Source organism: Scytonema sp. PRP1 (assembly GCF_036697665.2).
Taxonomy (GTDB): domain Bacteria; phylum Cyanobacteriota; class Cyanobacteriia; order Cyanobacteriales; family Nostocaceae; genus Kalymmatonema; species Kalymmatonema gypsitolerans.
Window position 1 is genome coordinate 43,560 of sequence record NZ_JBAHYJ020000032.1, and the last position, 12,959, is coordinate 56,518.

10 protein-coding genes are annotated in these 12,959 nt (G+C 43.1%); 4 read left to right on the forward strand and 6 right to left on the reverse strand.

All coding sequences use genetic code 11. The features are described 5' to 3' along the window. Positions 1 to 5: 5 nt before the first annotated feature. The 5 genes from V5G28_RS06660 to V5G28_RS06680 form a co-directional block, all read right to left on the reverse strand. Positions 6 to 1,118, reverse strand: coding sequence for an AI-2E family transporter (locus V5G28_RS06660; RefSeq protein WP_332989425.1), 1,113 nt, complete (start codon positions 1,116 to 1,118; stop codon positions 6 to 8). Positions 1,119 to 1,593: 475 nt separating this feature from the next. Continuing rightward, entirely contained in the window at positions 1,594 to 3,006 is a 1,413-nt protein-coding gene (locus V5G28_RS06665; RefSeq protein WP_332989428.1) for a sensor histidine kinase, read from the reverse strand. A 6-nt stretch (positions 3,007 to 3,012) separates the two neighbouring features. Then, positions 3,013 to 3,387, reverse strand: a complete 375-nt coding sequence (locus tag V5G28_RS06670) for a response regulator transcription factor (RefSeq protein ID WP_096563887.1) — start codon at positions 3,385 to 3,387, stop codon at positions 3,013 to 3,015. A 301-nt stretch (positions 3,388 to 3,688) separates the two neighbouring features. Beyond that, complete coding sequence (locus tag V5G28_RS06675) at positions 3,689 to 5,053, reverse strand: hypothetical protein (RefSeq protein ID WP_332989432.1); 1,365 nt, start codon at positions 5,051 to 5,053, stop codon at positions 3,689 to 3,691. A gap of 11 nt (positions 5,054 to 5,064) precedes the next feature. Next, entirely contained in the window at positions 5,065 to 5,310 is a 246-nt protein-coding gene (locus tag V5G28_RS06680; protein WP_096563888.1) for a hypothetical protein, read from the reverse strand. A gap of 683 nt (positions 5,311 to 5,993) precedes the next feature. Here V5G28_RS06680 and V5G28_RS06685 point away from each other — a divergent pair. Beyond that, a complete protein-coding gene (locus tag V5G28_RS06685) occupies positions 5,994 to 6,341 on the forward strand; it encodes a hypothetical protein (RefSeq protein ID WP_332989434.1) in 348 nt (115 codons plus the stop codon). A gap of 254 nt (positions 6,342 to 6,595) precedes the next feature. Next, the gene (locus tag V5G28_RS06690; protein ID WP_332989436.1) at positions 6,596 to 9,193 is read left to right on the forward strand and encodes a tetratricopeptide repeat protein; all 2,598 of its coding nucleotides are present in this window, start codon (positions 6,596 to 6,598) and stop codon (positions 9,191 to 9,193) included. A 5-nt stretch (positions 9,194 to 9,198) separates the two neighbouring features. Here V5G28_RS06690 and V5G28_RS06695 read toward each other — a convergent pair whose 3' ends face one another. Beyond that, positions 9,199 to 9,726 carry a COP23 domain-containing protein gene (locus tag V5G28_RS06695; RefSeq protein WP_332989438.1) on the reverse strand — a complete coding sequence of 176 codons (528 nt, stop codon included), beginning with the start codon at positions 9,724 to 9,726 and terminating at the stop codon, positions 9,199 to 9,201. A 499-nt stretch (positions 9,727 to 10,225) separates the two neighbouring features. Between V5G28_RS06695 and V5G28_RS06700 the strand changes: the two genes are divergently transcribed. Further along, the gene (locus V5G28_RS06700; RefSeq protein ID WP_332989440.1) at positions 10,226 to 12,739 is read left to right on the forward strand and encodes an S-layer family protein; all 2,514 of its coding nucleotides are present in this window, start codon (positions 10,226 to 10,228) and stop codon (positions 12,737 to 12,739) included. Beyond that, the coding region (locus V5G28_RS06705) for a hypothetical protein (protein ID WP_332989441.1) at positions 12,729 to 12,959 on the forward strand (231 nt) is incomplete at its 3' end. The genes V5G28_RS06700 and V5G28_RS06705, both read left to right, overlap by 11 nt.

The following is a 12,959-nucleotide window of genomic DNA, read 5'->3' on the forward strand; positions in this document are numbered from 1 at the left end:
AGAGCTTATACTTTAGCCTCATTATCTTCAACGGCGGTATGAGGCAAACCATTGTCCACAATTTCTTCTGTATCTTGTTTGTGGCTGTCTTTTTTATCTCCCCACCAGTTATTGAGGACATCCTTGACTAAAGCTTCTTTGATCCAAATTTGCAACACAATCACTAAAGGAATCGCAAGGAAGAGTCCTAAAAATCCAAAAAATGAGGAGAAAACGACCACTGCTAACAAGGTCACTGCTGGTAGCAAAGAGACCTGAGACCTCATAACTAAAGGTACAACAATCAGGCTTTCAACTTGCTGAATTCCAAAATACAATGCTACCACTGCGGCTGCTTTCCAAGGTGCATCAACCAATGCCAGCAGCAGGGGTGGAATTAAACTGAATGTAGGACCGACATTAGGGATAAACTCTAATAATCCTGCTAAAACAGCATTGACTAGTGGCAGTCGCACCCCCAAAATTAGCAATCCAACATAACTTAAAACACCGATAAGTAACATAGTCAGGAGTGTGCCTTTTATCCAACCTACTAAAGAGGTTTCACACTTAGACAGAATTTCATCGACTCGCCGACGGTAAAAGGCAGGAAATAGCAATGTAAACCCCTGTCGATATGGCGAGGGGTCTATTAATAGCATGATGGTTAGAACTAAGAACAGCAAAAAGGTAACAACAATATTTAGTGACCTACTGATGATGGCGAAAAAGTTATTAACTAACCCAGTTAACCAACTTTGCAAACCTTGAGTCAAAGTCCTTAAACCACGGACATTTTCTAACCATTGCTCTGGAATTGCATTTTGTAGCCAGTTATTCCACGAGCGCATTCGTTCTAATGTCTGAGGCGCAAAGTCGCTAAATTGTTGCAATTGGTCAACAATTTGCGGCACAATCAATGCCAAAAATCCTACTAGAATAGTCAGTACAAGAACAACTGAGATGCCAACAGCAACACCTCGCTTGATGCGATATCTTTGTAAAAATTGCACAACCTGGTTTAAGACTGTTGCCAAAACGACCGCTGCAAACACTACTAAAACGATTTGCCGGATTTGCCACAAAATGTAAACAGATGTGACAAGGACAAATATGCCGATCCATTGAGCGAATCGCACAACTGTGCCTCCATATTTTTGCTATTTCCAGCAATTGTGCTGAATATTTATGCTTTTAAACTATCTCTTGTCTTCACATATAAAAAAGCCTCTAAAAGGCTGATTTTAGAAGAGAAAAAATGTATACATCTTTAGATAGATGAAAATGTTGCAGTTTTTTTAAGTGAAACCAAATGAAAAATAACCGTCCCAGCAACACAATCATTAACGCTTTTTTATTAGTTGTCGCAATTCTAGCTATATACCTCGTAGGCACGTTTATCTTTTCGGCATTTCACCATACTAAGTACAGCTTTGCATTAATTCGTAGCGTTTTAAAACGCAGAGGGACGGAGGTCAACGCAGAGTAACGCAGAGCCTTTCTGAAATTAATTCGTTACGAACTTGTGAAATTCTGTACTAAGCAAGACACGAATGAAAAGATTTCCACGCATACAGTGCAGCAGAATATGAACTTGTTAGCATTTCTTCATCATTAAAGTGGCAAATAAATAGTGAAACAAGCTCCTTCACCAAACTGACTCGTAGCAGTGACACTACCTCCGTGAGCTTCGATGATACGCTTAGCTATAGCCAAGCCTAATCCAACTCCTCGACCTTTACGCGAGCGATCGCCGGTGTAGAATTGCTCAAAAATATGCGGGAGGTCGCTTTCTTTAATTCCTTGTCCTTGATCTCGAATGGTGACAACCGCCTGTTTAGCTTGTTTGTAGCCTGTAATCAGTATTTGAGAATTTGGGGTTGAGTGCTTAATAGCGTTATCGAGTACATTGAGCAAAGCTTGCAGAAGTCGTTCTGAGTCGCCCTGTATTTGCAAGTCAGCTACGTTCACCTCGGCTGAAATTCGCGAATTTTGCATTCGCGATTCTACAGCTCTGACAGCACGGCTGATCAAGCTATTGAGTTGTACATTGTGCTTTTCCAGGAGTGTCACTCCAGCTTCCAACCTTCCTAAATCGAGCAAATCATGAATTAACCGCGATAACCGTTTGGTTTCGTCTTCGACATTTTGAAAAAAGCGATCGCTCACTTTCGGATCCCTAGCAGCACCGTTCCGAAGAGCTTCAACTGTTACAAAGACATTACTGATGGGTGTACGAAGTTCATGAGATACGTTTGCCAAAAACGCCCTGCGTTCCTGATCCAGCGAAGCCAAGCGTTCGCTCATGCGGTTGAGTTCAAGTGCTAACTGATCTAGTTCGTTGCTCTGACGCAGCTCAAGCTTATCCCCAAAATGTCCGCTCCCCAGCCGAATAGCAAAGTTCTTCATTGTCTGAATTGGACGAGATATGCCACGCGCCAGCCACTCACTGATCAAAGTGCATACAACAAGCGTGAACACCAGCGTTCCCAGTACAGTCCAGAGGATGGTGGAGAACTGTCTTTGAAACTGTTGCAGGGTGACAGACATCCGCAATGCACCCAAGAGCTGATCATTACGCACAATTGGTTTGGCAATATATAATCTGTCATCATTGGTCAAAACACCTTTTGCCACACCCTGTTCTTCCCGATTTTTGATTGCGGCATTTATCCCAGGCACTTTCAACCAGTTCGTTACTTGTCGGTCTTCCTGAGGGCTAGATGTGGCGATGAGTTGACCATTTGTATCAAAAACTCGTATTGTGATGGTTTCTGCTGCACCAAAACGGAGCACCAATACCTGCACTCGTTTTAGGTTATTTTCTTCGAGTGCGTCAGCAATACTCTCACCAATAGCAGTACTCCAATTCTGCAAATCTGCCTGTCTGGTTCTTGTGAAGTAAGCATGGAACGACCAGAGAATGTATCCTGCCATTAAAGAGGTTCCCAAAGCTGTCAGCAGCAGGTAAGTCGCCAACAGTTTGGTGTGAATAGAATTCCTTTTGAAGCGCGGTATCCAACCCATTATTGATTATGATTCCTTTTGGGAAGGACGACGCAAGACTGCCTTGATGCGTGCCAAAAGTTCACGAGTATTGAAGGGTTTGGTCACATAATCATCAGCACCTGCTTCTAAACCCGAAATTTTATCGATGTCCTGGTCTTTAGCAGTCAGCATCACAATCGGTACGTCTGAGAATGCTCGAATCCGCCAGCAAACCTCCATACCATCCACTTCCGGTAGCATCAAGTCTAGCAGAATTACGTCTGGCACTTGCTTGTGGTACTGTTTAATAGCACTGTGACCATCTGCTGCTGTTGTGACGGTATAGCCTTCTTTTTGTAATGTATAGGAAAGGCTCTCGCGCAAAGGCTCTTCATCATCTACCAGTAAGACGTGGGGCATCTTTCATTTTCATTTACTGCTACTTCCATGAATTATTTTTGCATACTGTGTTATTTCCCACTTCTTTCTAAAGAAACAAAAATTTGACTTTTTACGAATAAAGAACCCAGAACTCAGAACACAGGAATCAGAATAGGTATAAAAGTTTTGAGTTCTGGGTTAAGGTTTAAAGCTTTGCTCGAAATTCGCTCTTTTCAACTCCACACCGCAAGTGGTGTGGAGTGATTCTGAGTTCTTTTGTTCTGTATTGTGACTCCTTTTACTTTGAACTTTTGACTTGTCAAGTTGCTTTAAGAGGGCGCTACTTAGTCTGAATTTTCTTTAAATCCCAGCTGTAACAACCAATTTTGTGCGGAACTCTAGAGAATCTTCCTATACGATGACCTCTAGAAAGTTCATTATGCACCGCAGTTTTTATCTCTCTTAGTTGTTCAGCATTGAGTTCGCCATAAAGTCCAGTGATCACCTCAGCGACACTGAAGATTTTCCCTGAATTTCTTTGCAACAGTATGGAAATGGCATCAATCAAAAACTTACCCTCAAATTCAGCTAGCATCGGTACCCTTTTTGCCTTGGAAAGCAGGAAGGGTTTCTTCCTTTTAGGTTTGATACTCTTGGATTTGACCTTACCATTTGCTAGTGTTACCAAATTTAAATCCAGGGTGTAACAACCAGGCTCATCGGGAAAGGCTGCCCAGTAACTCTTTTCTTTGCCGTGTGTCAGGGAAGATTGGACCCGGCTTTTGACAACTTTGAACACACTAGGCTCTAAATCGCCAAAAAGTGAGCGCACAATGAAATCTATATGACAAACAGTCCCGATATGGTCTCGCAATATTTTTTCAATTGCTTGCATTCGAGTCAGAACTTGGTACTCAGGCAGCATTGGAACGTCCGTCCCAAGAATAGAGTTATCGTTGTTCTGTGTTTGTGTTTCCTTTTGTTGCGATAAAGCAGGTGCTGTAACGACTGTGTCTTCTGCGTCGGATGACTCATCATCATCATCTATCTGTTGCTCGTCCTCGTCAGTCAGTTCAGATTCGATACGTTCTTGTTCAACATCATCATCATCATCATCATCATCATCATCAACATCATCATCAACATCTATCTGTTGCTCGTCTTCGTCAGTCAGTTCAGATTCGATACGTTCTTGTTCAACATCATCATCATCAACATCTATCTGTTGCTCGCGCTCGTCAGTGAGTTCAGATTCGATACGTTCTTGTTCAACATCATCATCATCATCATCAACATCTATCTGTTGCTCGCGCTCGTCAGTGAGTTCAGATTTGATACGTTCTTGTTCAACATCATCATCATCATCATCAACATCTATCTGTTGCTCGTCCTCGTCAGTCAGTTCAGATTCGATACGTTCTTGTTGGTCAACATTGGAAATCGTATCGAGCTGTTTTGGTGACAGGGAGTCGTGTTGGACAGGAGTGGGTGCAAAAGAGAACGTCTCAACCACAGCCGTGAGGTTGTCGCGTTTATTTACCGCAGACCAGTTGGATAACAAGGCTTCTACATGAACAAGTTGCGATCGCGCCGTTTGCCATAAACGCTCATACTCACAAGCAAGAGCAGCATAGTAATCTCTTAATTCCAACAGTGGTTCCAGCAAGGTTTCTGGCGGTGGTTCTAATCCCTTAATAGTAGTCATATAGCTTCAATTCAACCCAAATCGGTGTTACTTTTGTAGGTCATTGGTCTAGGCTTAGCTTTTTTAGGCTTCATTAACGATTTTTTAGATGGTTGAGGAGGACGGCATTTTTCACAATACAAGGGTCGAGGTCCGAAAGTTTCGCGCTTCGTAGGAATACCACATTCCTTACAGACAAAGTTGAAAACCCGCGTCTGAATCAGTCGTTTATGCGCTCTAACAGTGTATTCTCTAACAGAGACTAATTTACTTGCCATAATCAAGATTGGTGAATTTCTGTCCTATCAATATAGCTATTTCAGCAGAGGTATTTGCATAAATATGACGCGAATAGCACGTTTTTGCCAATCATTCACGCGAGCTAAGCTTTTTGTGCTTTCTTGAGGCAAAACTCGTATTTCGTCAAGTGGGAAAGGCTTTCTCGTCCTTTGTGGAGACGAGGAATGGGTTTGTGAAAAACCCTCAAACACCCTTCAACTATGACAATATTCCTGACAAAGAGCGCTAGTGTTGTCACTCTAGCACAGCATCTAGCATTGACTCTGCCAATATGAGGCAAACTCCAGATCTGTCTTTTCGGATAACCCCACACTTGGTGCAAGATAGCCTTGAAGACTTCTTTGAGGCACTCTAATGGAGTGTAGAAATCAATACTACTAAGTAACACAGGACTTTTACTACAAAGATGCAAATTTATCTCTTATTTCAATTAAAGCATTGCTAATTCCCAGTTGGTTGCTCGAATTTCGAGTATCTAGAACAAAAAATAAATTCCACATTTGATCTGTTAACCTTAAATGCTATTGTTGGTGCAGATTTTAAACGACGTTAATGCACCTAAAGCCATGTACCCTGATCTGTGCTGTGTGTTTAAACCTGTAAAGGTTTGCATACATTGTTATCAGACTTTTGGCAGATGTTTAGTTTTCTGAGCAGCCATATGGGTACAAAGCATTATACGGCAGTCGTGCTGTCTTTGCCGGATAATTGTGGACAGAAACTATTTAGAGCCTGCAATCTGGTCGTAAGAAAGCGAATTTCTTCGTGGAACTTCTCTTTGTGCCCTCATCTCCATCCAAGTCCCCAAATACTTAAGTGGGGTGTACCTCCTCATTGTCCCGCAATTCATACCCACCCTGTTGCAGGTTCCGGGAATTCTTGGGGAATTCAATTAAAGTCGCAAATAGCACAATACAGTAGTATTAATCCTGAGAAGGTGCTGCGAGAATTAGCCCGGATTGCGTTTGCAAGTATTCCTGATGTGATTATTAAGCAGAACGTATGGTAGCATATCATCATGCTAGTAATAAAGGACACGTGGCAGAACCACACACTGAAGCCCCCCAGGTGTAAAGTGTGGACTTCTAACTCCGTCACTCGCTTCTCAAACATTCAAAATTCAAAATTCAAAATTCAAAATTTAATTAGTGGGAGCTTGCACTCACAACTAATTAAAGACCACCAATATCATTGATTATGGTGGGGGCTTGTACCCAGAATTAATCAATTCAAAATTATTCTTCCGGATTGAACGCGTGAACTTTGAACTTTGAATTCAAAAAAGGTCACCCGTTAGAACTCCCACAATCCGGGGGTTCGCTTCAAAATCCTACACAAACAAAACTGCTGAATTTGGAATTGGTCGTGCAACAGGAACACAAGTCAGAAACCTCTAATCGCATTTACCAGTCAGCTTTGAATCAAAGTGGAGTGACTCCAGAATTAACACATTTACGGCTTTTTAACCGCAGCACGATTAAATTATTCAAATTAGATGAAAAAGCCAGTCGCCCAGACATTTTGCTAGAAGAAGTTCTGTCATGGACAGGTGGTCAGCCGTTTCTTACTCAAAAGCTTTGTCAATTGCTGGCTGAGTTTGAAGCTTTGATTGGTGCTGGTGAGGAAGCAGCAACAGTGCAGCAGATCGTGCAAAGCTTGATTAGTCATTGGGAAACTCAAGCCGCATCTGAGCATTTGAAGTCGATATGTTTCGGTCTTGTAACAAATAAGCAGTGCGATCCCTCATCGCTGCTGCAGCTGTACCAGCAAATCTTGTATCTGGGAGAAGTTCCAACTGACGGGAGTCCCGTACAAGCAGAACTGCTAAATTTGGGATTGGTTGTACAACAGGAAGATAAGTTAAAAGTTTCTAACCGCATTTACCAATCTGTTTTTAATCAAAGTTGGATTGACCAAGAATTAGCACGGTTACGACCTTTATTTAAATTAGATGAAAAAGCCAGTCGCCCAAACGTTTTGCTACAAGAGGTTGTGTCATGGACAGGTGGTCAGCCGTTTCTCACCCAAAAACTTTATCAATTGCTTGCTGAGTTTGAAGCTTTGATTGGTGCTGGTGAGGAAGCAGCAACAGTGCAGCAGCTGGTGGAAACTCGCTTAATTAATCATTGGGAAACTCAAGCCGCATCTGAGCATTTGAAAGCAATACGTTTCGGTCTTGTGAGAAATAAGCAGTGCGATCCCTCATCGCTGCTGCGACTGTACCAGCAAATCTTGTATCTGGGAGAAGTTGCAACTGACAAGAGCCCGGTACAAGCAGAGCTGCTAAATTTGGGATTGGTCGTACAACAAAAAGATAAGTTAAAAGTCTCTAACCGCATTTACCAATCTGTTTTTAATCAGAAGTGGATTGACCAAGAGTTAGCACGTTTACGACCTTTTACCCACAGCACGATTAAATCATTCAAATTAGATGAAAAAGCTAGTCGTCCGGATATTTTACTAGAAGAGGTTCTGTCATGGACAGGTGGTCAGCCGTTTCTCACCCAAAAGCTTTGTCAATTGCTTGCGGAATTTGAAGCTTTTATTGGTGCTGGTGAGGAAGCAGCAAGAGTGCAGCAGCTCGTGCAAAGCTTGATTAGTCATTGGGAAACTCAAGCCGCATCTGAGCATTTGAAGTCGATACGTTTCGGTCTTGTGAAAAATAAGCAGTGCGACTCCTTATCGCTGCTGCGGCTGTATCAGCAAATTTTGGTTCACAAAGAAGTTCCAGCTGACAAGAGCCTGGTACAAGCAGAACTGGTGAATTTGGGATTGGTTGTACAACAGGAAGATAAGTTAAAAGTCTCTAATCGTATTTACGAATCTGTTTTTGATTTGAATTGGGTGACTCAAGAATTAGAGAAAAGCCTTGAATCATCACCTTCGCAAAAAACCAGAAGTACTCAAAGTAAAACAGTTCCAGAAAGTGCTTCCTTTGAGGGAAAAAACACTATTTCCAATCCTAGAAACCCAATTTTTCAACGTATTTTGGTTTTACTAGGAATAGTCGGTTTGGTCGTTGTTGGCGTTAATGTCATTCGCTTTAATCTTTTTAGGCAGCCAGAGGTGGAAACTCTTTTTCAACAAGCGAATGAATTATACTACCAAGGAAAATCTAAAGAGGCAATCACGAAATACAACGAGATTTTAAACATCGATAGTAACTACTACCAAGCTTGGACTAACCGAGGCTATGCACTAGGTAGCTTACAAGAATACAACAAGATGGTTGAATCCTGTTCTGCAGCAACTATCATCGAACCGAAGGCGGTGTATGCTTGGAGTTGCAAAGGAGAGGGATTACATAACCTCAAGCAATACGAGCAGGCGATCGCTGCTTTTAATGAAGCCATTACGCTCGACTCGAAAGACCCTGTTTTCTGGATTAACAAAACTGAATCATTGCTAGCACTCAAGGAAACCGACAAAGCACTTGCAGCCATTGACGAAGCAATTAAACTTTTTGAACAGATTAAAGAAAAAGAAACCAGTAAGCAAAATTTATCGGTTGCTTTTAGCCATAAAGGTAAGGTGTTATCGCAAAAGCAAGAATACGCAGAAGCCCTGAAAGCTTATGACCAAGCATTAGCATACAATCCAAACTATTTTGCTGCTCAACGTGGTCGAGGTATAGCGCTTCAGGGCTTGAAGCGATACGATGAAGCAATTGTTCAATTTAACCAGATGGTGAATGGTTCCAAGCTGACACAAGCTCAAAAAGCTGAAACTTGGTACTATCTGGGATTGACACAATGCCGATCATCTGAAGTCCAAAAGGGGCTTATCGCCTTTGAAGAAGCTCTCAAACTCAAGTCAGATTATTCGGCAGCACAGAAAGCAAAAATTAACTGCACCCCATAATCTCATTAGAAGAACCACCAACGACGAGGTTTGGGTTTGATATCAGAGTAAATTCGACTGACAGTCCTAGCATCAGGGGGTTGTCCTTGCTTAAAATCGCTACCCAAGATTTTGTATAAAGCTTGAGAGGAGTTAACTGTTGAACCAAGGGTAAATAAAACCTGGGCACTGTCATGATTGCAACCAATGCCTCTACGTTCTACAACGCACACGACAGATTTTGAATTGACTTTGTCATTTGTCAAGTAGCTTGCACGCTCTGTTTTGTAAAGAGTCTGCAAAGTTTTAGCTGTATTCTGGCAGTTCTGCACAGCATCTTTGGGTGAGAAATATTCCGGGAGGAAGCTGAGGATTGTAACATCTTTCCCTGTTCCCTGTTCGGGTAAGCTAGCAATCACTGTTGGTATACTAGCGTTGGTGTTGCAGGTAACGTTCGCAGTAGTGGCTGTGCTGGGTTGAGCGAGCGATGCTACAAAGCCTAACGCCAACATCGGAGTTGTCCACGCAGCTGTCCAAAATTGTCTTTTGTTCATAAGTTGAATTCCTGTCTTGACCTGAATTGACGATTGAATATAAACTTTATAGTGTTGGTTTTAGTTAAATTTACTTAGAACTAATATAAAAACTAAACTTAGGTAAGCTTAAGTGAAGCTTACCATGATTTGAGAGCAAACAGGGTGCTAAAATTTACCATTTTTTTCGCTCAAACAGGGTGCGAACGAATGAGTTTGAGTGTTATTTACTATTCTCTAAGAAAAAAAAGCACAAGTTGAAAGACACTGGCTCCTCTAGCTTTCAACTTCAAGCATCTAGTTGGTGCATATACTTACGGGTGCTTCTTTTGGTTGGATTCTGATACTAAGTCGCAATCAAGTTAATGTAGTGTAAGCGACTGGCTTGTGCGCGAACAAGGCAAGTGTCTCGTTTGAACGCGGGCTAGATGCCCGTACTACGGTTGTACAGTTTGATGTGCGACTTAGTATGCCTGCATATCCAAAAATAGACCTCACGGCGGATTGACCACTTCCACACATGAAAATATTTTTCCCTCTGCTACCTCCACTTCCCCCACTATTTTCAAACGTTACTCTGCGAATTTTAAGTGCAGTTAGTGTTTACCTCTGGTGTCTAGTAACGAGTAGCCCTGTTCAAGCGCAAATTTCTTCAGATCGAACTATTCCAACTAATGTCGATCGCTCTGGCAATGTCTTTGAAATTACCGGAGGAGCACAAGCTGGTAGCAATTTATTTCACAGCTTTAAGGAATTCTCTGTTCCAACTGGCAGCGAAGCTTTTTTTAGAAATACAACAAATCTTAATAATATTAACTATATTATCAACCGAGTCACAGGTGGCTCAATTTCCAATATTGATGGATTAATTAGAGAAAATTACGGTGCCAATTTCATCTTGATTAATCCAAGTGGCATTAATTTTGGTCCTAATGCCCAACTGAATATTGGCGGTTCTTTCTTAGGTAGTACGGCGAGTAGCGTTAAATTTGCTGATGGTGTAGAATTTAGCGCCACAAATCTTCAAGTTCGCCCTTTGCTGACTATCAGTGTTCCAGTCGGTTTGCAATTTGGGCAGAATCCGGGAACAATTCGTGTACAAGGTACGGGTCAGGCTTTCACGATTGCCGATCCCACCTTCTCGCCTGTAACGAGAAATACCTCAACAGGTCTGCGGGTACAGCCCAATCAAACCTTAGCTTTGGTTGGCGGCAATATTAGCATAGACGGAGGTAGTCTTACAGCAGAGGGAGGACGAGTAGAGTTAGGTAGTGTCGCACAAGGGCAAGTCAGTCTTAATCCTACTTCCGGTGGATGGACTTTGGGGTATCAAGGTGCAGTTGGTTTCAAAGATATTGAGATGCGATCGCAAGCTTTAGTAGATGCTAGCGGTAGTGGCGGCTCGATTCAGCTGCAGGGGCAAAACATCTCGCTAAGCGACGGCTCGCTCGTTTTGATTCAAAATCAAGGAATCCAACCTGCAGGCGCAATTCAAGTCAACGCCACAGAGTCTGTAAAACTGAGCGGAACCAACGCAGATGCAAAAATTCGCAGCAGCCTAACGAATGAAACAGTGGGAGCGGCTAGAGGAGGAGACATTAATATTTCAACCAAGCGCTTAGTCGTGGAGGGAGGAGCAACCGTCTTTACGAAAACCTTTGGCTCGGGGACAGGCGGCAATATCAATGTCAATGCCCCTGAGTCGGTGCAAGTCAATGGAGTCAGTGCTGTTAATCCTAGCGTTTCCAGTCTTATTGTAACTGCCACTTTTGGTTCTGGAGATTCAGGTAATAATACAGTATCAACTGGGCGTTTGACCGCCACTGGAGCAGGAACCATTGTCTCCACCACTTACGGAACAGGCAAAGGAGGAAATCTGAACGTAAATGCCACTGATTCTGTAGAAATTACTGGTGTCGAACCTCAGTTGTTTCTACCTAGCGCTTTGTTTACTAGCACAGTAAATGCCGGGGATGCTGGTAACTTGACAGTCACTACACCAAGATTGACAGTTCGGGATGGGGGAAGGGTCGATGCTTCTACCTTTGCAAGTGGTTCAGCTGGCAATATTATCATCAACGCCTCTGAATTCGTGGAAGTGAAAGGTATAGTACCAGGATCTATAAATCCAAGTTTGATTGGCTCCTCCGCCAATATACTGGATGAAAGCTTACAACAGACTTTTCGCGTACCTGCGGTGCCAAGTGGATCAGCACAAAACGTGACAATTAATACAGGTGAATTGAGAGTTACGGATGGTGGGCAAGTGACCGTGAGGAATCAGGGGTCAGGTAATGCAGGAAACGCCAGGATAAACGCTCGTTCTATTTTACTGGATAACGCAGGTAGTATCACAGGAGCCACCCAATCTGGTGAAGGTGGTAACATCATCCTCGAAACAGGTTCCTTGCAAATCCGCCGCAGCAGTCAGATATCAGCACAAGCGGGTGGAACTGGTAACGGCGGCAACATCACGATTACTGGTAATAGTCCCGCTGATTCTGTTGTGTTGCTGGAAAATAGCAAAATCACCGCCAATGCTTTCGAGGGGAGAGGAGGAAACATCCAAATCAACACTCAAGGATTATTTGTTTGCCCAGAATGCCAGATTAGTGCCACTTCCCAACTGGGATTAGATGGTGCAGTACAATTCATCACACCGGATATTGCAGCCAACCAGGAAGCTATTGATGTGCCACAAGAGATAGTTCAACCTGAAGAAGTCGTGGCGCAGGTGTGTACAGCAAAGAAGGAACAGGATAGGAGTGAGTTTACCATTACCGGGCGCGGGGGATTGCCACCCCGACCCAGCGAACCACTCAGCAGTAAAGCTTTGGTAAGTTTTGAGCCTTCCCCAGCAGAAAATATCTCTCGTTCAATGAGAACTGTTGAGGAACCGGAAACCTCAGAGCTACCGCCTCCAGCTCTAGGCTGGTACGTTAACGCAAAAGGTACCGTTGTTCTCAGTGCTAATGCCCCCATAGTTACCCCCTACGCTTCTGGATTGACCGCATCGTTGTGCCATGCTCATTAAATTGAAATTATGGGGACAAATCAATTCAAAATATGCCCTACGGGCACGCTACGCGAACAAAATTCAAAATATGCCCTATGCCTTCGGCACGCCTGCGGCGAACGGGCACGCTGCGCGTTTGCGTAGCTCCTCCGCAGGAGGCACAAAACTTGGAATATCCCCTCATCCCCCCATTGCCCTAGCCCCCCATCTTGCCCTTCTCTTCCTCCCCCTACTCCCC